The organism is Dasania marina DSM 21967 (genome assembly GCF_000373485.1).
GTDB lineage: Bacteria > Pseudomonadota > Gammaproteobacteria > Pseudomonadales > Dasaniaceae > Dasania > Dasania marina.
The window spans coordinates 26,327-46,774 of the sequence record NZ_KB891586.1 but is presented as its reverse complement, the minus strand read 5'-3'; the positions used below and the strand labels follow the sequence as shown (position 1 = coordinate 46,774).

Here is a 20,448-nt window from a genome sequence, read left to right as displayed (position 1 = left end):
GAACCGGTGCGCAGGTTTTGTGCTTTTTCTCGACGATAGCGGCCGTTAGCCTATTGGCGCGGCCAGTTGTGGTATAAACACCGTAAAATCGTCTAACGGGTTTGTTGTAAAATGCGCTACAAGCCTTTGATTATGCGGCCTTAGCTGTCGACTCTGGAGAAAAATTCTAGTAGAGTCTGCGCCTTTCATTGTTTCGTAAACTGAGTTTTTTGCCCCCTATGAACCCAAATTATCTCGATTTTGAACAGCCCATTGCCGATCTAGAAGTTAAGATTGAAGAGTTACAGCTGGTAGGCAGCGATAACGACCTCAATATTGTTGAGGAAATTGACAAGCTGCGTGAAAAAAGTACCAAGCTCACTGAAAAGATTTTCGCGAATTTAACCCCTTGGGATACGGTCAAAGTGGCCCGTCATCCTCTGCGCCCCTATACGCTGGATTATATCGATCGCGTATTTACCGATTTCCAAGAGCTGCACGGCGACCGGCACTTTGCCGATGATGCCGCCATTATTGGTGGTATGGCCAGGTTGAATGGCAAGCCTGTGATGGTGATAGGCCAGCAAAAAGGCCGTGGCGTGCAGGAAAAGGTACGCCGCAATTTTGGTATGCCTAAGCCCGAAGGTTACCGTAAGGCCCTGCGCCTAATGGAAATGGCCGAGCGCTTTAAACTGCCCATTATTACCTTAATCGACACACCCGGGGCCTACCCTGGTATAGATTCAGAAGAGCGTGGCATCAGTGAAGCCATAGCCAAAAACCTAGCGGTAATGTCGCGTCTAAGCACGCCGATAATCTGCATAGTTATAGGTGAGGGCAGCTCAGGTGGTGCTTTAGGCATAGGCGTGGGTGATCACCTAGCCATGTTGCAATACGCTACCTACTTCGTCATTTCCCCTGAAGGTTGTGCCAATATTATTTGGAAAACCTCAGCAAAAGCGCCTGAGGCCGCCGAGGCTATGGGCTTGACCTCGACTATACTTGAAGATTTGGGCATAGTTGACGCTACCATCCCCGAGCCGCTGGGTGCCGCCCATCGCGATATCGATTTGATGGCCGAGCGTATTAAAGACCATTTGGTTAAGCGTTTAACGGTATTGGAAAATTTACCCGAGGCAGACTTGCTAGAAAAACGCTATCAGCGTTTAATGTCCTACGGTAACGAATAACACATCACTGCAGGGAGGCCGATTGGCTACACACGTAACACTTTCAGCCTCCCAACTCTTATCCCCGCTACTCACTGACTACCCCAACGCCCAGCGTTGGGTGGTGGCCTATAGTGGCGGGGTAGATTCCTTGGTTTTACTCCATCTTTGTCATACTTTTTTGGCGCAGCAATCTGCTCAAGCTCTACCCGAACTGTGCGCGGTGCATATTAACCACGGCCTACAGGCGCCGGCGTTGCAGTGGGCGCAGCAGTGTCAGCAGCAGGCGCAGGTGTGGTCTGTGCCTTTGCAGGTGGAGGCGGTAACTATCAATAAGCAGCCCCGGCAAAGTCTAGAGGATCAGGCCCGGCAGGCGCGCTATCAAGTCTTTGAAAAGCTGTTGCAGCCTGGCGACTTATTACTGCAGGGTCATCACAGCAACGATCAAGCCGAAACCCTATTGCTGCGCTTGCTTAGGGGTAGTGGCAGCCAAGGCTTAGGGGCTATGCCAGCCGCTAGGCCTTTGGCTGCGGGTGTGCTGGTGCGGCCGCTGTTGGCGGTATCTCGATCGGACATTGAAGCCTACGCCCAGCAACAGCAGTTGCAGTGGATAGAGGACCCCAGTAATCAAAGCAGCGACTATGATCGCAATTTCTTGCGCTTAGAGCTGCTGCCCAAATTAGCGCAGCGTTGGCCGCAAGTGTTAGAGAGCTTCTCCCGTTCGGCGCGGTTGAGTGCAGAATCTTATCAGCTCAACCAAGAGCTGGCGGCTATCGATGCCCAAGCTTTGGCGGATGAGTCAGGGGGTGCGCATGGCGCAGGCTTGGCTGTAGCGGGGTTGAAAAAATTAACGGCAGCGCGTGGCAAAAACCTGCTGCGTTACTGGTTGGCGCAGCAGCAACTGGCCATGCCCAGCGAGGCGCAGTTGCTGGCGGTAATAGCAACGGTGATCAACGCTCAGGCCGATGCCAGCCCTACTGTTTCATGGCCGGGGGTAGAGGTTTGCCGCTATGAGGGCAGGCTGTTTGCCCACGCACCCTTGCCTGACTTTGCGGCTAGTAGCCAGTACCGCTGGGATTTACACAGTGCTATCACCTTGGCTGGCGCAGGGGTCTTGTCGATTAAGCCCTGTACTGATGGCGCTTTGCGGCTGCCTGCGGGTGTAAGTGCTGCGGATGTAACCATACGTTTTCGCCAAGGCGGCGAGCAGTGTCGGCCGGCTGGTCGCGGCGGTTCCCGCAAGCTTAAAAAACTACTGCAAGAGCTGGCTGTACCATACTGGCTACGCCAGCGAGTACCGTTGATTTATAGTGGTGATGAGCTGATCGCGGTGGCCGATATGCTGGTGGCTGAAGGTTGGCAGGCCGCGGCCGGTGAGCCGGGCTGGCAAATCCAGTGGCAGCGGCCTTAAATTCCTAAAACTACGGCGGCTGAAATATCAGGCGCTTAAATCTGCTTTTCAGCGCTTACAGTGCGATTATCTGATTGAGCCACTATGCCAATGCTGGTACACTGGCGTCCCATCTTAGGGGGTAAAATAGCGGCTGTTTTTTTGCTTTATTTATAAGCTGTTCACACCCAACTCAAGTACATTGCACACACGTTCAACGATACAGTTTATATAAAGGTTCTTCATGGCGACTCGATTTGTCTTCGTCACCGGTGGTGTTGTTTCATCACTCGGTAAGGGTATTGCATCGGCCTCTTTAGCGGCCATACTTGAAGCCCGCGGTCTCAATGTGACCATACTCAAGTTAGACCCTTATATTAACGTAGACCCGGGCACCATGAGCCCCATACAGCACGGTGAGGTATTTGTTACCGAAGACGGCGCTGAAACCGATTTAGACCTGGGCCACTACGAGCGCTTTATACGCGCTAAAATGAATCGCCGTAACAACTTCACCACCGGTCGTGTCTACGAAACCGTGTTGCGCAAAGAGCGTCGCGGTGATTACCTGGGCGGCACTGTACAGGTTATCCCCCATATTACCGATGAAATTAAGCGCCGGGTTATTGAAGGCGCTGGCTCTGTCGATGTCGCCGTTGTAGAAATTGGCGGCACCATAGGTGATATAGAAGGCCTGCCGTTTTTTGAAGCGGCTAGGCAGCTAAAATCGGAGTTGGGCCCCAAGCGCGCCATGCTAATGCACTTAACCTTAGTGCCTTATATAGCCACTGCTGGTGAAACCAAAACCAAGCCCACTCAACATTCTGTTAAAGAGTTACGCTCCATAGGCTTGCAGCCTGATATTTTATTATGTCGCTCAGATCATAAAATTGATGACCCTTCACTAAGAAAGATTTCTTCTTTTACCAACGTTGAAGAGCGTGCGGTAATTCCTTTAGAAGACGCCGATAGTATTTATAAAATCCCCCGCCTATTACACGAGCGCGGTTTAGATCAGTTTATTATTGAGCGCTTTGAAATTGATTGCGAACCTGCCGATTTATCCGAGTGGGATAGAGTCATAGATGGCGACATGAATCCCAGGCAAGAAGTCACCATTGCTATGGTGGGCAAGTACATGGAGCTGCTGGATGCTTATAAGTCGCTAATCGAAGCCATGAAGCACGCGGGTATTCACACCTACACCAAAATTAATTTTAAATATGTCGATTCTGAAGAGATAGAACGCGTAGGCACTGGCGCATTAGAAGGAGTGGATGCCATATTGGTCCCCGGCGGTTTTGGCGCCCGCGGCGTAGAGGGTAAAATTAGCACGGTTAAATTCGCCCGCGAAAATAAAATCCCCTATTTAGGTATTTGCCTAGGCATGCAAGTGGCGGTAATTGAATACGCCAGAAACGTAGCCAGCTTAACCAAAGCCAATAGCACCGAATTTGATAAGCACGCGGTAGAGCCTGTAATTGCGCTAATTACCGAGTGGATAGACGCCGAAGGCAATAAAGAAAAACGCGATGAGGCGGTAGACTTGGGTGGCACTATGCGCTTAGGTGGCCAAGAGTGTCGCTTAGCCGAAGGTTCACTGGTTAAACAGGTGTACGGTAAAGAGTTAATTGTTGAGCGTCACCGTCACCGCTATGAGGTTAACAATAATTTTGTTGATCAGTTACAGCAGGCGGGGTTACGCATAGGCGGCTGGTCAGCTGATGACACCTTGGTAGAAGTGGTAGAAGTGGTAGACCATCCTTGGTTTGTCGCTTGCCAGTTCCATCCCGAGTTCACCTCTACTCCAAGAGATGGCCACCCTTTGTTTACTGGCTTTGTTAACGCCGCCATTAAACAGTCGCAGTTATAAGCGCTAGCCCTAGGATAATTAGCCATGCATAAAACGGTCTCTGTCGCGAATATCGCTATCGCCAATAACCGTCCCTTTGTTTTAATGGGCGGTATGAATGTGTTGGAATCTCGCGACATGGCCATGCAAATTGCCGAGCACTACGTAGAGGTGTGTGGCCGTTTAAATATCCCCTATGTGTTCAAAGCTTCTTTCGATAAAGCCAACCGCTCATCGGTGCATTCCTATCGCGGCCCCGGCATGGACGAAGGCTTAAAAATATTTCAAGAAATTAAGCAGACTTTTAACGTGCCGGTGATTACCGATGTGCACGAGATATACCAAGCACAACCCGTAGCCGAAGTGTGCGATATTATTCAGCTGCCTGCTTTTTTGGCGCGGCAAACGGATTTAGTCGAGGCTATGGCAAAAACCGGCGCGGCTATCAATATTAAAAAACCCCAATTTTTAAGCCCCGCGCAAATGGGCAATATTGTGGAAAAGTTTAAAGAGTGCGGCAACGAAAATGTGATGTTGTGCGAACGTGGCTCCTGCATGGGTTATGACAATTTAGTGGTAGACATGCTGGGTTTTCGCACCATGCAAGAGGTTAGCGGTGGCGCACCGATTATTTTTGACGTCACCCATGCGCTGCAGTGCCGCGATCCCATGGGTTCAGCCTCCGGTGGCCGTCGTCATCAGGTAGCCGAGTTGGGTCGCGCTGGTATGGCGGTAGGCATAGCGGGCTTGTTTTTAGAGGCTCATCCCAATCCCGATCAGGCTAAATGTGATGGCCCCTCGGCCTTGCCTTTGTCGGCATTGGAGCCGTTCTTAGTGCATATGAAAGCTATAGATGAGGCGGTAAAATCTTTGCCGGCTCTGGATATCGATTAATTTTTTAACTTTAGACCTTTTAACTTTCAAACTTTTTAACTTTAAAATTGTGGAGTAGAACATCATGGCTGAAATTGCCGACATTAAAGCGTACGAAGTTTTAGATTCTCGTGGTAACCCCACCGTAGAAGCCGATGTGATTTTGGCCTCAGGTGCGATAGGTTCGGCTTGTGCACCTTCTGGTGCCTCTACTGGTAGCCGCGAAGCTTTGGAATTACGCGACGGCGATAAAAGCCGCTACTTAGGTAAGGGCGTGTTAACCGCGGTTAATAATATCAATGTCGATATTAAAGCCTTATTAGTGGGTAAAGATGCCAGCGACCAACGTGCTATAGATCAGCTTATGATTGATGCCGATGGCACCGAAAATAAAGCCAAGTTTGGCGCCAATGCGATTTTGGCCGTGTCATTAGCGGCAGCAAAAGCGGTAGCAGCAGAAAAGGGTATTCCTCTTTATCAACACATTGCTGATTTAAACGGCACCCCCGGCCAGTACTCCATGCCTGTGCCTATGATGAATATCATCAACGGTGGTGAGCACGCCGACAACAACGTCGACATCCAAGAGTTTATGATACAGCCAGTTGCGGCTAAAACCTTTACCGAGGCCTTGCGTCAAGGTGCTGAAATTTTTCATGCGCTGAAAAAAGTATTGAGCGATAGAGGGTTGAGCACAGCGGTAGGTGATGAAGGTGGTTTTGCCCCCGACTTACCCTCTAATGAGGCTGCCTTGGATATTATTTCAGAAGCCATTGCCAATGCCGGCTATGAATTAGGTAAAGACATTACCCTAGCTTTAGATTGTGCTGCGTCTGAATTTTATAAAGACGGCAAATACGATTTAGCCGGCGAAGGCAAAGTATTCAGCGCCCCTGAGTTTGCTGATTACCTTGCGGACTTAAGTGCCAAGCACCCTATCATTTCTATAGAAGATGGTATGGACGAAAGCGACTGGGCAGGTTGGGCTGACCTCACCAATAAAATTGGAGATAGGGTACAGCTAGTGGGTGACGATTTATTTGTGACCAACACTAAAATCTTAAAGCGCGGCATCGATGAAGGTATAGGCAACTCTATCTTAATCAAATTCAACCAAATCGGCTCTTTAACCGAAACCTTGGATGCGATTAAAATGGCGCAAGCTGCTGGTTTTACCGCGGTTATCTCGCATCGTTCTGGCGAAACCGAAGACACCACTATTGCTGATTTAGCTGTTGCTACTGCTGCAGGCCAAATCAAAACCGGTTCTTTGTGTCGCTCTGACCGCGTCGCCAAGTACAATCGTTTGTTACGTATAGAAGCCGAGCTAGGTGCCGCTGCACCTTACCGCGGACGCGCTGAATTCAAAGCATAATTCAGCATTAAGGAAGGCGGGCATGGCCCGCCTTTTTTGTGTTTAGGCTCTGCTGTATTAGCAGTGATGTGTAGATAGAATGAAGATAGCATTGAAACCTATTGTGGATAATAATCACGGTTTACTTTATTGAGTTGTGTACCCTATGCGCTGGCTACTCCCTTTATTAATCATTGTATTTATAGGCCTGCAATATCGCCTGTGGATAGGTGAGGGTAGCTGGGCGAATATCGTGTCTATAGAAAGAACACTGGTCGAGCAAAAAATAACCACCCATACTTTAGAGCAGCGCAACGCCGAATTAGCGCGTGAAGTGTATAGCTTAAAAAATGGTTATGAGGCGATAGAAGAGCGCGCTCGTACCGAGCTGGGCATGATTAAAGAAGATGAAACCTTCTATCTGCTAATCAGTGATAAGAATACGAGTCGCAAACCATGACGGCTAGCGATAAAAAATACTACGCGGTGATACCCGCTGCTGGGGTAGGCGCCCGTGTAGGGGCCGATAAGCCCAAGCAATATATACGCATACAGGGCAAAACAATTTTAGAGCATACCTTGGCTGCGCTATTAAGTGCCGAGGTGTTTAGCGAAATTATCATTGCGGTTAGCGAGCAAGATAATAACTGGCAGCAGATAGCCTTATTACAGCACCCACTGATACGCATAGTACAGGGCGGTAAAGAGCGCAGTGATTCTGTGCTGGCGGCCTTAACGACACTGCAGGTAAACCCTGACGATTGGATACTGGTACACGATGTGGCTAGGCCTTGTCTTACTGCAGTGTCTATACACAAGCTCATAGCTAGTCTAAAAGACGACGAGGTAGGCGGTATTTTGGCTATGCCGCTGAGTGATACTGTTAAGCAAGTAAGCCCACCGCAAATGATACGCCGTACGCTGGATCGCAATCTGTTATGGGCTGCGCAAACGCCACAGATGTTCCCCTATCATTTATTACGACAAGGTTTACAGCAGGGCTTGCAACAGGGCTTGGCGATTACCGATGAAGCCTCGGCCATAGAGCTATTAGGCTTACAGCCCAAGGTGGTAGAAGGCTTGGCTAGCAATATCAAAATTACCCGGCCGGAAGATATAGCTCTGGCGGCTTATTATTTAGAGAGCAATTTAGCAAATAATCCAGCAGGCAATCTAGCTAACAATCTAACAAGCAATCTAACAAACAACAGCGAGGAAAAATAACGGTGCGTATAGGTCATGGTTATGATGTACACCGTTTTTGTGACGGCGATGAAATTGTATTAGGCGGTGTGCGCATCCCCTATGAGCAAGGTCTGTTGGCGCATTCTGACGGCGATGTATTATTACACGCTTTAGCCGATGCCTTACTAGGCGCTTGTGCACTGGGGGATATAGGCAAACACTTCCCCGATACCGATGCCCAATACGCCGGTGCCGATAGTCGTGAATTATTGCGTCATGTTTATAGCCTAGTAAAGCAAGAGGGCTACCAACTGCTTAATGCCGATATTACTGTGATTGCGCAAGCACCTAAACTCTCACCGCACACCGATGCCATGCGTAGTTATATAGCCGCTGACTTGTCGGCCACAATTAAACAAATCAATGTTAAAGCCACCACCACCGAAAAACTGGGCTTTACTGGCCGTAAAGAAGGCATAGCCGCACACGCCGTGGTATTACTGGCAGCACGCGATGACTGATTATCTAACGCTACTCAATAGCCAGCACAGCGCTTACGACAAGCCCACACTGAGTGGCGTGTTACGCAGTTGCCCAGAAGATTTTTTTGTCGATGAAATATTAGGCTTTGAGCCCGAAGGTGAAGGCGAGCACGTTTTTTTATATATAGAAAAAACCGCCGCTAATACCCAGTTTGTTGCCGAGCAGTTAGCTGCCTTTGCCAAGGTGGCGATAAAAAACGTGAGCTTTTCCGGCATGAAAGATCGCTGGGCGGTCACTAGGCAATGGTTTAGCGTGCACCTGCCCGGTAAAACCAGTCCTGATTTTACCGCGCTCAAACATGACGAAATAACCGTATTAAAACAAAGTCGCCACCCGCGTAAATTGCGTAGAGGGGTGCATAAGGCGAATTACTTCCGCCTGCGTTTGCGCCAGCTTGAGGGCGATAGCAGTTACTTGGCCGATAGAGTGGCCAGCATCGCCACCCTAGGCGTGCCTAACTATTTTGGTGAGCAACGTTTTGGCCACGGTGGCCGTAATCTTAATTCGGCTCAGCGTTGGTTTGCCGGTGCCTTTAAGCCGCGCCGCAACCAGCAGGGTATATTTCTATCGGCGGCGCGTTCTTTACTGTTTAATCAGATACTGTCGGCACGGGTGGCGCAGGGTAATTGGGCTGACTATATCCCCGGCGATATTATGATGCTGGCTGGCACCCATAGTGTTTTTAAACCTGAATTAAATGAAGTTGAAGATATAGCGCTGCGTTTGCAGCAAGCTGATGTGCATAGTACCGGCCCGATGTTTGGCAAAGCTTCTGCTATGGCGACCAGTGAGCAGGCGGGGGCGTTAGAGCAAAGTGTTTTTGAACAGCACCCAGACTTGTGTGCTGGCCTGTTAACGCAGGGGCTTGCGTCTGAACGCCGTGCTTTGCGGGTAATACCGGCTCAGCTCAGCCACCAATTAGTTGATGATGTTTTAGAGTTGAGCTTTGAGTTGCCCAGTGGCTGTTTCGCTACCGCAGTTATGGCAGAATTAGTCGCCTATAGCACTATGGAACGCGACTACTCTCAAGACGTGGCCGATAACAAGGCCGTGAGTAAAAACGTGGACAACAACAATAATTAAAACCAGTAAGGCTGTATTAGGAGTTGCAATCAGTGAGTCAGTTTAATCTCGCCGGGATAGGCGTTACCTCCCAGCGTACCCGTGATAGGCTAGTACAGCGTTTAGTTGACCAAGGCATTAGCAATATTCATGTGTTAGATATCATGAGTAAAACCGCTAGACATATTTTTTTGGATGAAGCCTTTGCGCATATGGCTTACGAAGATAAATCGCTGCCTATAGGCTACGGCCAAACCCTATCGCAGCCCTATATAGTGGCGCGGATGACTGAGTTGCTATTGGCGGCGGGTCCCTTAAAACGGGTGTTAGAAGTGGGCACCGGTTCGGGTTATCAAACCGCGATACTGGCACAGCTAGTGGGAAATGTTTTTACAGTGGAGCGCATTAAACCCCTGCAAGACAAAGCCCGTGAGCGCCTGCGGCTATTAAACATGCGCAACGTGCAATACAAACACGCCGACGGTGTTTTTGGCTGGCCTTACAAAGGCCCCTACGACGGGATTATTTCTACTGCTGCGCCAGCCGATGTACCCGCCGAGCTGATAGACCAGCTAGCCGAAGGCGGCCGTTTGGTGATACCCGTAGGCAATGAAACCTCGCAGGATTTAGTGCTCATAGAAAAAACCGAACAGGGTATAAAACGTAAAATTATAGAGCCCGCTTTCTTTGTGCCTTTCCAATCAGGCACTATTAAATAATTGCAGTCGCTAGATTGGTAGTCGCTAGTCTCTAGAAAGGCACAGCGAAACAAACTAGCGACAAGAGACTGCTAACTAGAGACTGTTACATGTCCTTAATAGGAATTTATTTACGAGGCCTAGCCATGGGCGCGGCCGATGTGGTGCCTGGGGTTTCTGGCGGTACTATTGCTTTTATTACCGGCATATACCAAACCTTGCTGGCGTCTATTAAATCAGTAAACCCTAGCAATATTAAGCTGATTTACCAGCAGGGCTTTAAGGCCTTTTGGCAGGCGGTTAACGGCAATTTTTTATTGGCTTTATTGCTGGGCATAGTCACCAGCATTTTGTCTTTGGCTAGAGTCATTAGTTATTTATTGGAGCAGCACCCGCTGCTGATTTGGTCGTTCTTTTTTGGTTTGATCGTTGCCTCGGCGTTGCATGTGGGCAAGCAAATTAAACACTGGCGCTGGTCTTACGCCTTAATACTGATGGTGGGGGTAGTGTTAGCGGTGGCTATAACCGAGCTGAAACCCTCAGAACTATCGGTTAGCCCTTGGGTGGTGTTTGCAGCGGGCAGCATCGCTATTTGTGCGATGATTTTACCGGGGGTCTCCGGCAGCTTCTTATTAGTACTTATGGGCTTGTATGGGCCTATCTTGACTGCGGTAAAAGAGTTAAACCTAGTGATTATCGCCTGCTTTGCCGCGGGCTGCGGGGTAGGTTTGTTGAGCTTCGCCCATTTACTGTCGTGGTTGTTGGCGCGTTTTTACTATGCCACCATGAGTCTGCTAACGGGATTTCTGTTAGGCTCGCTCAATCTGGTGTGGCCTTGGAAGCAAACCCTCAGCACCTATACCAATAGCAAAGGCAAAGAGTTGGCCTTAGAACAGATCAATCGCTGGCCCACAGACTACGCATTGCTAACGCAGCAATCTGCGCAAACCCTCAGTTGCATCGCTATGGCGGTATTGGGAGTGATTTTGGTGCTGGCATTGGAGCTGGTAAGCAGTAAAAATACGAAAGCAAGTTAAAAACTATGAAATAATTCACAAATACTTAGATTTTATTTTTATATACATTTTGTTTTTTATACACTTAAGTGGTTGTTAGTCGTTTAAAATATAAGCATTAGCGGTCGACGAAATATAATTTTTTTGAATAAAATCAGTGTTTTAAGACATAATTTTAATATGAGCTGGGCTGTCTAGCCCTCTGGAGATAGTATTTTTGTGGCTGAAAAGCAAGCAAGTTTTGGCTTGAAATTACTAAGTCTATGGACTGTGTTTTACGTGTTACTGCTTTCTGGTTGCGGTACGGGAAGTAACTATGCGCCCATAGAAGATCGCTCAAAAATCCCCTTTTCTTTTAATAAGCATCACATAGTGAGCCGTGGTGAAACCTTATATTCTATTGCTTGGCGTTATGATTTAGATGCTAGAGGGTTAGCGGCAACTAACCATATTGCTGCGCCTTATCTTATTCGCCCCGGTGACAAAGTGTTACTGAATGATCAGGCCAAAGTAACATCTGCGGTGACAGGGTCAGCGCCCTCCGCTGTTCCTCGCCTACCAAAAGCATCGCGCAAAAGTGCTGTGGCCAGCACCACGAAGCAAACTGTTAGCTATAAAGAAGCTACTTCCGTAACTTTGCCTAAGGGCTACCCTTTTCGTTGGCAGTGGCCTGCTAAAGGCCGGGTGATCAAATCGTTTCGTGGCAGCGCACCGCAGCATAAGGGTATTGATCTTCATGGTGTTTTGCGAGAGCCTGTATTGGCAGCAAACAGCGGTACTGTTGTTTATGCGGGTAGTGGCTTAGCTGGTTATGGTAAGTTAATTATTGTTAAGCACGGTGAAAGTTATTTAAGTGCTTATGCCCACAACAGCAAGCTGCTGGTGAATGAAGGCCAGCTGATTAAAGTAGGCCAGAAGATTGCCGAAATGGGTGATAGTGGCACCAGCACCAATCACGTTAAATTGCACTTTGAAATTCGACGAGATGGTAAGCCGGTAAACCCAGAGAGTTTGTTGCCAAAGAGAAGGTAGTGCGTGTTTCACTCTGCAGTAAGCATAGTAGTAACAGTTAAAGTGTGCTGAGTTTAGCCCCGAGGATGTATGCAGGGGTGTTGCCAAAAAACTGTTTAGTTTAGGTGTAAGCTTAGTATTCTTCTTAACCCAAGAGAGAGGGTATATATATGGAAGCGACACGGGAAGAGAGTGTAGGCAAAATTGAGTTTGATAAAATTGTTGCCAGTGATTTTGATGTAAATGATATAGATCTTAATTTGGATGATAGTGACAATGATGCCGAACAGTTGGTCGTTGCGCCCAAAGCCAAACAAAAATCCAAACCGGTAAAACTCCCCGCCGATCGCTTTCAAAAAACGCTAGATGCTACCCAGCTCTATCTCAATGAGATAGGTTTCTCCCCCTTATTAACCCCCGAAGAAGAAGTCTATTTTGCCCGCATGGCTATGCGCGGTGAAGATGCGGGGCGTAAGCGCATGATAGAAAGCAACCTGCGCTTAGTGGTTAAAATAGCACGCCGCTATGTTAACCGTGGCTTAACCTTATTAGATTTAATAGAAGAGGGTAACCTGGGCTTGATTCGGGCGGTTGAAAAATTTGACCCCGAGCGCGGCTTCCGCTTTTCTACTTACGCGACTTGGTGGATACGTCAAACCATAGAGCGCGCCATCATGAACCAAACGCGCACCATACGTTTACCTATACATGTGGTGAAAGAGCTAAACGTCTATTTGCGCGCCGCTCGCGAGCTAACCCAAAAACTAGATCATGAACCGTCGCCGGAAGAGATTGCCGACTTATTAGATAAGCCCGTTGGTGATGTCAAACGCATGTTGGGTTTAAACGAACGTGTGGCCTCTATCGATACGCCCTTAGGCCCTGAATCGGATAAGTCTTTGCTGGACACCATAGCCGACGTGCATGTGTCAGACCCTGCTTCCTTGCTGCAGGATGATGATATGCGCGCCAGCATAGGTGACTGGTTAGGTGAGCTAACGGAGAAACAACGCGAAGTTGTGGCCCGCCGTTTTGGCTTGCGCGGTTATGAAACCAGCACCCTAGAAGAAGTAGGTAGAGAGATAGGCTTAACCCGTGAACGGGTACGCCAAATTCAGGTTGAAGCTCTTAAGCGCCTACGAGATATTTTAGAGAAGCAGGGTTTGAGCAGTGAGTCCGTCTTTGCTGGGCAATAACACTAGTAATAGATGCAGATGAATAGGGGTTAAACCCCATAAACTAAAAAAGGCAGCCTAGGCTGCCTTTTTTGTGTCTGAAAAACTGGGGTCAGAGTCGAATGGCACTTACTTAAGCCATATTTCTTCACTGCTTTGTCATACCGGCGAAAGCCGGTATCCATATTCAACAGCTGGATTCCGGCTCGGAGGCCGGAAAGACTCACACTTTTCGCTTAGCGCTCTAGCAGTTTTAACTTGTTGGGTTTACCGTCCCATTCTTCGGCATCGGCTGGGCCTTCTTTCATCTCGGTGATGTTAGGCCATACTTCTGCCAGCTCGGCATTGAGCTCTAAAAACGCCAGCTGATCTTCGGGCAGCTCATCCTCAGAGTAAATCGCGTCTACGGGGCACTCGGGCTCACATAGGGCGCAATCTATGCACTCGTCGGGGTGAATGACAAGAAAGTTTGGGCCTTCATAAAAACAGTCCACAGGGCATACTTCCACACAGTCTGTGTGTTTGCACTTGATACAGTTCTCGCCAACTACGAATGTCATGGTTTTGCCTCTAATCCTAAACGCTAATCTAAGCTGCCATCGGCAACGGCGCGCAGTTTATCATCATCAAATTAATGAAGCCACAAGCCACAAGCTGTAAGTGGTAAGTAATTTCTTGCGGCTTGCAGCTTGACGCTTATAGCTTTTTTAGCTCATACAATAAATCCAACGCTTGTTTGGCGGTGAGGTTGTCGGGGTTGATGTTATTAAGCTTACTAATAGCTGGGTGCTCAGCCACCGCAAACATATCGGGTTGCGGCGAGCTGCTAACAGCGGCTGCTGCCTTGGGCGCAGATGCAGGTGCTGGTATAGCGGAGGCTACCGGCTGCGAGCCCTCGGCTGCTGAGCCGCTTTCCAGATCTTGTAACTTCTGCTTAGCTGCATCGACTACCTGCTTAGGTATACCGGCGAGCTTGGCAACCTGTAAGCCGTAGCTCTTGCTGGCTGGGCCTTCTTGTATGCTGTGTAAAAATACGATGTGGTCGTTGTGTTCGGTGGCATCCAAGTGCACGTTGCTCACTTGCGCGTAGCTGTCGGGTAGGGCGGTTAGCTCAAAATAATGGGTGGCGAACAAGGTAAAGGCTTTAACTTGCTCGGCCAGGTGTATGGCCGCAGCCCAGGCCAGCGATAGGCCGTCGAAGGTGCTGGTGCCGCGGCCTATTTCATCCATTAACACCAAGCTGCGTTCGCTGGCGTTATGCAGAATATTGGCGGTTTCGGTCATCTCTACCATAAAGGTAGAGCGGCCACCGGCCAGGTCATCCGCAGAGCCTATGCGGGTAAAGATTTGATCGGTTAAGCCCAGGGTAGCCGCCTGTGCCGGTACAAAGCTGCCGACATGGGCCAGTAGCGTGATCACCGCGGTTTGGCGCATATAGGTAGACTTACCACCCATGTTTGGGCCTGTGACTATCAGCATACGGCGGCTGTCGTCCAGCTTAACGTCGTTGGGGATAAAGGGGGCGTCCATCACCGCCTCCACCACCAAGTGGCGTCCTTGCACGATGTTAATGCAGGGTTGCTCTACAAAGTTGGGGCGGCATAGGGTGAGCTGATCGGCGCGCTCGGCTAGGTTAGCCAGCACATCCAGCTCCGACAAGGCGGCGGCGGTGTCTTGTAATTGGCGCAGCTGCTGGTTGAGGTTTTCGATTAGCTCTTCATACAGCATTTTTTCACGGCTAAGGGCGCGGCTTTTGGCGCTGAGGGCTTTATCTTCAAAGGTTTTTAGCTCGGGGGTGATGTAGCGCTCGGCGTTTTTTAGGGTTTGCCTGCGCAAATACTCGACGGGGGCTTTGCCGGCCTGACCTTTGCTGATTTCTATAAAGTAGCCGTGTACCCGGTTATAACCCACTTTTAAGGTAGCGATGCCGGTGCGCTCGCGTTCGCGGGTTTCTAAGTCGATTAAGAATTGGCCTGCGTTGCTGCTCAATGCGCGCAGCTCATCCAGCTCGGCGTCGTAGCCTTCGGCAATCACACCGCCGTCGCGTATCACTACCGGTGGGTTTTCAATTATTGCTCGGTCTAGCAGCTCGGTGGTTTCGGGGTAGATGCCCGCCTGCTGGGCCAATTGCTGTATTTGGGCGGCGCTAATATCTTGGCAGTGCTGTTGCAGAGCCGGTAACACCGATAAGGATTGTAATAGCCGCGATAAGTCACGGGGCCTAGCCGAGCGCAGGGCCACGCGCGCTAAAATACGCTCCATATCGCCTACCGGCTTGAGTATCTCGCGCAGGCTTTCAAAGTGGTAGTTGTGCAGCAGCGCTTGAATGGCATCTTGGCGCTGGCCTATAAGCTGTATATTGGCCAGCGGACGGTTCAGCCAACGGCGTAACAGGCGGCTGCCCATGGCGGTTTTGCAGCGGTCCATAATCCACTGCAGGGTGTACCCGCTTTCGCCATTGAGGTTGATGTCTATCTCTAGATTGCGGCGGGTGGCAGCGTCTAAAATTACGCTGTCTTCACGCTTCTCATGAATAATGTTTTGTATATGAGGCAGGGCGGTGCGCTGAGTTTCTTGCGCATATTGCAGCAGGCAGCCCGCCGAGCTAATCGCTAAGGGTAAATCAGCGCAACCAAAACCGGTTAAATCTTTAGTGTGAAATTGCTGGGTTAATAAGCGCTCGGCGGTTTCCAACTCAAACTCCCACACCGGGCGGCGGCGCAAACCTTTGCGGGTAAAGGTCGAGCTATTGTCCAAGCTGTCGGGTATTAAAATCTCGGCAGGGTCTAGGCGTTGCACTTCGCCTAATACCGCATCCAAGCCCTCTACCTCAAACACCTGAAAGCGGCCGCTGCCTATATCCAAGCTGGCTACGCCGTAGCGCTCGCCGTGCTGGTTAATGGCCAGCAGCAGGTTGTCGCGTCTGTCTTCTAATAAGGCTTCATCACTCACCGTGCCAGGGGTGACGATGCGCATGACCTTGCGCTCTACCGGCCCCTTGCTGGTGGACGGGTCGCCCACTTGCTCACAGATAGCCACCGAAATGCCGTGCTTCACTAGCTTCGCCAAATAGCCATCAGCGGAGTGATAGGGTATGCCTGCCATAGGAATAGGTTCGCCGCCCGACTTACCCCGTGCGGTTAAGGTGATGTCCAGCACTTCGGAGGCTAATTTCGCATCATCGAAAAAAATCTCGTAAAAATCACCCATGCGGTAAAACACCAACTCCTGAGGGTGCTGAGCCTTAATTTTAAGGTATTGCTGCATCATAGGCGTGTGTTGGGCGGTGGCAGTAGGTGCAGTCATTTAAGGCTTCGTCATTATTTGGGTTAAAGAAGGTATTAGGGTGGGGATGTTACGATAAATGGGACGTAATTTGTATGGGGTGGGTGAAATGCTTTACTGACGGCAAGGGTGGTGAGAAGGTATTACACTTTCTTAGCATGAACTATTAGCTTAGCTAGACCTATTGGCTTTACACGATCGTTGGTTTATTTTCTGTCGGCAAGGATTCCGCGCTGAGAATACCATTCAGCCTACTGATTTATAATTAGAGCCAACTTTGGCATGTCTTAGGGGAGAGTATTCATTGCGGGTAGTGCTATTGATAGCCGTTGCTGTTGCGGTAGCTTTAACGGTTTACTGGGGCAGTGGTTTGGAGCCTGCTTTGGCTAAGGGCTTAGCGATATTGAGCTTGATCGCAATACTGTGGGTTACTGAGGCGATTCATATCACCGCTACGGCGTTGCTAGTGCCTATAGTTGCGGCAATCTCAGGTGTGCTTTCTATAGACGAAGCGTTAGTGAGTTTTGCCGATCCTATAATATTCCTGTTTTTAGGAGGCTTTGCTTTAGCCGCTGCCATGCGTAAGCAGGGCTTGGACCAATGGCTGGCTTTACATGTGATAAAACTTGCCCGCGGCCGTCTTATTGTTGCCATTGTTTTACTGTTTGTTGCGACCGCTTTTCTGAGTATGTGGATTAGTAACACCGCCACGGCGGTGATGATGTTACCTATAGTGTTTGGCCTACTAGCCAACCTGGATAAAGAGCATTATCGGGCCACTTTTACTTTTGTATTACTGGGTATTGCCTACAGCGCTAATATAGGCGGTATAGGTACAATAGTGGGCAGCCCGCCCAATGCCATTGCCGCATCGATTTTGGGCTTGGACTTTGTTGAGTGGATGGCTATTGGTGTGCCACTGGTAATTGTGTTGTTGCCAGCAATGATACTCACTCTATGGTTATGTATACGGCCACAGCTGCCAGCAATGTCAGATAAAACTCTAGAGGTAACGCCTTGGGGGCAGCAAACTTGGTGGGTGCTATTTATTTTTATAGCCGTTGTGAGTTGCTGGCTGATGAGCAAGCCCATTAGCGAATGGCTGGATATTACGCAAAGTTTCGATACCATTGTTGCCCTAACTGCCATCATCGTATTGTTGGCCTCGGGCTTGCTGAAATGGAAAGAGTTAGAGAGTTCGACGGACTGGGGCGTGTTACTGTTATTTGGCGGCGGCATTACGCTGAGTGTTGTACTGGCCAAAACCGGGGCAAGCACTTTTTTGGCCGATCAGTTAGTCGCCATATTTGCTGGCGGCTCTGCGTTGCTTTTTTTGGCTTTAGCGGTTGCGCTGATGATATTTTTAACCGAGCTGGCCAGTAATACCGCCAGTGCTGCGTTACTCATTCCTATTTTCTATTCGCTACCGCAATCGCAAATTGGCGTATCGCCGGAGTTGCTGTCTATCGCTATCGCGGTTGCTGCCTCCTGTGCATTTATGTTGCCTGTTGCAACACCGCCCAATGCGATTGTGTACGGCACTGGCCTAGTCATGCAAAGACAAATGATTAGGGTGGGGTTGTTTTTAAATGTAATCTGCATAGTTTTGATTACTTTGCTAATGCCTTGGTTGCGCTAATCAATAAGGATTAGGACGGGATTATGCGGGACAGCACCATACTAAATTATTGAAAAATACCTATCCGCAACAAGGTGATGGCTGACTGCTATCTTTTAATTTTGGGCGTTTAGCCATAACAAAACGCATAGTTTACCCCCGAAGCACGTAAAGATAGAGTCGCGTGAAAGCTTTCTCAGAAGCAGCGGGTCGTGAAGATGGTGCTGCAGTTATTGAGCAATTTGCAGTAATACAAAATAATTGCTTGCGCTGCCATCAGGCTTTTAGAGAAACGATTCAGCAGCACTTTTATAACAAGCGTCAATGAGTTTTGCGCTTATAGAGCAAGTTTGGGGTACGTGTTATTGCGCCAATAAACTTTCCAAACAATGCTCACTAATGCCATAAAACTCTTTTATAGCAGCGATCTGTTGTAACACTTCGCTATTGTCTACCGGCGTCGTTCTTTTTACCGCCAGGATCATTTTGTTTTTGTTGGTGTGCTCTAGGCTGATAAATTCAAAGACCTTGGTGCTATAGCCATGGGCTTCTAAGAGCAGGGCGCGTAAGGAGTCGGTCACCATTTCGGCTTCTTGGCCTAAGTGCACACCGTATTGCAGCATGGGTTTAAACAGCGCCGGGCTTTGCATTTGTGGGCGTATTTGTTTATGGCAGCAAGGCGAACACATGATGATAGAGGCGCCAGCCTGAATGCCGTAGTTGATGGCATAGTCGGTGGCGGTATCACAGGCATGCAAGGCTATCATCACATCGGTGTGGCTAGGCGCATGGGTTTTGACGTCACCACAAACAAATTCCAGGCCAGTTTGTTCCAGTTTTTTAGCGGTGTTATTGCACAAGTCAGCTAATTCCTGGCGCAGTTCAACGCCGGTAACTAGGCAGGGGTTACCTAGGCTATGACGTAAATAGTCATGGATGGCAAAGGTTAAGTAGCCCTTGCCAGAGCCAAAATCAACCACCTGTAAGGCTGTGTCTTTAGGCGCAGGTGAACTGTCTAGGGCCTGACTGAACACCTCGATAAACTTATTAATTTGTTTCCATTTGCGTGACATCGACGGTATCAGTTGCTGTTGCTGATCGGTAACGCCTAAGGCTGTTAAAAAAGGCCGTTTAATGTCGATATAGCGCTTCTTCTCGCGATTGTGCTGTTGGCTGCTGGGGGCATTTTGTTGGGCCTTGTGGCTGCTGATGCTGGCCTTGCCTTTTTTGCTGATGTTAAGCTGGGTTTCTACCGTGTCAGTATGTAGGTGTGCGCTTTTAAAATCACTTTGTAGCAGCTCCGTTATCAATGTTAACGCTTCAGCGGGCGGGAAGTTCTTGGTGATAGTGTTGGTTTTATAAGTGTAAACACAGGAGATAGCGGCTTCATTACGCAGTGTTATAGGACGCATGGTTAAGCGTTGTAACTCTTTATCGCTACCGCGGTATTTACCTAGCAGCAGTTTTACCAGGTTCTTCTGCTCTAGGCTGGCGGATACTTGCTGTAAAAAATCTTGCGCGGTACTGTCGTTGGCTTTTGGCATATAAAGTATTTTCGTTGCTAGCTGGTGATCTGATGAAGGTTATTTAAAAACCTAACTAAGATGATAATTAAAATCGTTTGAATCTATTAGCTGCTGCTATTACTGGCAGTCCAGTTCATTGTGAATTAGCACCACGCACTGTGAGGCAAATAGCATCTTGGGGCCTAAGTTAATTTTTTCTGCGCCTAGGCGTTTCAAACTATTAAAACTTTTTTTCGGCATGGGAATATGGTCGGTGAGTAGGAAGCAGGGGTTACCGTCAAAGGCTTGCTCGCGGATAGCGGTGCCTTTTTTATCCATCACAAACAGTTGATAATCTTCTGCTAACTCTTGCACCAGTTTTTCAAAGCTGATGGTGCGTACACTAATGCCCGCTTCCACTTGGCGTTGCTGTTCCTTGCCCATGCCCTTTGATACGTCCAGTGCCTGTGCCACTTTTTGTAATAGGGCCTGCTCATGGAAGCCGCCAATATTACGTATTTCATTGGAATTAAAGCTTACCGTGCGGGAAAAATCCTGCGTGCTTTCTAATACGATATGGACAATAACGTCGTCGCGGTGTGATTGCGCCACAAAAATAGCATTCATCAGGGTGTGCGCGATAATTTCGCTGTGTGCTTCTTGGCCGACGGCGGCTAATAATTTTTGGCTGTCGGTAGGTGCGGATCGAGCTCGTAAAACAAAGGCGCGCATG

General features: G+C 48.9%; 19 protein-coding genes. 15 read left to right on the top strand and 4 right to left on the bottom strand.

Annotated features, from left to right (window positions below):
• Positions 1–218: 218 nt before the first annotated feature.
• The 13 genes from B067_RS0112955 (at position 219) to rpoS (ending at position 13,328) form a co-directional block, all read left to right on the top strand.
• Positions 219–1,169 carry an acetyl-CoA carboxylase carboxyltransferase subunit alpha gene (locus B067_RS0112955; RefSeq protein WP_019530508.1) on the top strand — a complete coding sequence of 317 codons (951 nt, stop codon included), beginning with the start codon at positions 219–221 and terminating at the stop codon, positions 1,167–1,169.
• A gap of 22 nt (positions 1,170–1,191) precedes the next feature.
• The gene (gene tilS, locus B067_RS0112950) at positions 1,192–2,559 is read left to right on the top strand and encodes a tRNA lysidine(34) synthetase TilS (RefSeq protein ID WP_019530507.1); all 1,368 of its coding nucleotides are present in this window, start codon (positions 1,192–1,194) and stop codon (positions 2,557–2,559) included.
• Positions 2,560–2,782: 223 nt separating this feature from the next.
• Positions 2,783–4,411, top strand: coding sequence for a CTP synthase (locus B067_RS0112945; protein ID WP_019530506.1), 1,629 nt, complete (start codon positions 2,783–2,785; stop codon positions 4,409–4,411).
• A gap of 24 nt (positions 4,412–4,435) precedes the next feature.
• A complete protein-coding gene (gene kdsA / locus B067_RS0112940; RefSeq protein WP_019530505.1) occupies positions 4,436–5,284 on the top strand; it encodes a 3-deoxy-8-phosphooctulonate synthase in 849 nt (282 codons plus the stop codon).
• Positions 5,285–5,348: 64 nt separating this feature from the next.
• On the top strand, positions 5,349–6,638 hold the full coding sequence (gene eno, locus B067_RS0112935; protein ID WP_019530504.1) for a phosphopyruvate hydratase: 1,290 nt from the start codon (positions 5,349–5,351) through the stop codon (positions 6,636–6,638).
• Between the two features lie 145 nt (positions 6,639–6,783).
• Complete coding sequence (gene ftsB, locus B067_RS0112930) at positions 6,784–7,077, top strand: cell division protein FtsB (protein WP_019530503.1); 294 nt, start codon at positions 6,784–6,786, stop codon at positions 7,075–7,077.
• Complete coding sequence (gene ispD, locus B067_RS0112925) at positions 7,074–7,841, top strand: 2-C-methyl-D-erythritol 4-phosphate cytidylyltransferase (RefSeq protein WP_019530502.1); 768 nt, start codon at positions 7,074–7,076, stop codon at positions 7,839–7,841. The genes ftsB and ispD overlap by 4 nt, the downstream gene beginning before the upstream one ends.
• Before the next feature lie 2 nt (positions 7,842–7,843).
• Complete coding sequence (ispF, locus tag B067_RS0112920; RefSeq protein WP_019530501.1) at positions 7,844–8,323, top strand: 2-C-methyl-D-erythritol 2,4-cyclodiphosphate synthase; 480 nt, start codon at positions 7,844–7,846, stop codon at positions 8,321–8,323.
• Entirely contained in the window at positions 8,316–9,428 is a 1,113-nt protein-coding gene (truD, locus tag B067_RS0112915; protein WP_019530500.1) for a tRNA pseudouridine(13) synthase TruD, read from the top strand. The genes ispF and truD overlap by 8 nt, the downstream gene beginning before the upstream one ends.
• Before the next feature lie 32 nt (positions 9,429–9,460).
• Entirely contained in the window at positions 9,461–10,126 is a 666-nt protein-coding gene (locus B067_RS0112910) for a protein-L-isoaspartate(D-aspartate) O-methyltransferase (protein WP_019530499.1), read from the top strand.
• Between the two features lie 89 nt (positions 10,127–10,215).
• Complete coding sequence (locus B067_RS0112905; protein WP_035802256.1) at positions 10,216–11,142, top strand: polyprenyl-phosphate transporter; 927 nt, start codon at positions 10,216–10,218, stop codon at positions 11,140–11,142.
• Positions 11,143–11,340: 198 nt separating this feature from the next.
• Positions 11,341–12,153, top strand: coding sequence for a peptidoglycan DD-metalloendopeptidase family protein (locus tag B067_RS0112900; protein WP_019530497.1), 813 nt, complete (start codon positions 11,341–11,343; stop codon positions 12,151–12,153).
• Between the two features lie 149 nt (positions 12,154–12,302).
• On the top strand, positions 12,303–13,328 hold the full coding sequence (gene rpoS, locus B067_RS0112895; protein WP_019530496.1) for an RNA polymerase sigma factor RpoS: 1,026 nt from the start codon (positions 12,303–12,305) through the stop codon (positions 13,326–13,328).
• Between the two features lie 215 nt (positions 13,329–13,543).
• Here rpoS and fdxA read toward each other — a convergent pair whose 3' ends face one another.
• A complete protein-coding gene (fdxA, locus tag B067_RS0112890; protein ID WP_020700305.1) occupies positions 13,544–13,867 on the bottom strand; it encodes a ferredoxin FdxA in 324 nt (107 codons plus the stop codon).
• 136 nt (positions 13,868–14,003) lie between these two features.
• The gene (mutS, locus tag B067_RS0112885) at positions 14,004–16,613 is read right to left on the bottom strand and encodes a DNA mismatch repair protein MutS (protein ID WP_019530494.1); all 2,610 of its coding nucleotides are present in this window, start codon (positions 16,611–16,613) and stop codon (positions 14,004–14,006) included.
• 292 nt (positions 16,614–16,905) lie between these two features.
• Here mutS and B067_RS0112880 point away from each other — a divergent pair, with 292 nt between their 5' ends.
• Both B067_RS0112880 and B067_RS21855 read left to right on the top strand, forming a co-directional pair.
• Positions 16,906–18,231 (top strand): SLC13 family permease, encoded by a 1,326-nt coding sequence (locus B067_RS0112880; RefSeq protein ID WP_019530493.1) that lies wholly within the window; start codon positions 16,906–16,908, stop codon positions 18,229–18,231.
• 163 nt (positions 18,232–18,394) lie between these two features.
• Complete coding sequence (locus B067_RS21855) at positions 18,395–18,538, top strand: cytochrome c (protein WP_019530492.1); 144 nt, start codon at positions 18,395–18,397, stop codon at positions 18,536–18,538.
• A gap of 34 nt (positions 18,539–18,572) precedes the next feature.
• On the opposite strand, the gene B067_RS0112870 is transcribed toward B067_RS21855, so the two are convergent.
• Together B067_RS0112870 and trmY are read right to left on the bottom strand one after the other, a co-directional pair.
• Positions 18,573–19,754, bottom strand: coding sequence for a class I SAM-dependent methyltransferase (locus tag B067_RS0112870; RefSeq protein WP_019530491.1), 1,182 nt, complete (start codon positions 19,752–19,754; stop codon positions 18,573–18,575).
• Between the two features lie 99 nt (positions 19,755–19,853).
• A complete protein-coding gene (gene trmY / locus B067_RS0112865) occupies positions 19,854–20,447 on the bottom strand; it encodes a tRNA (pseudouridine(54)-N(1))-methyltransferase TrmY (protein WP_019530490.1) in 594 nt (197 codons plus the stop codon).
• Between the last annotated feature and the right edge of the window lies 1 nt (position 20,448).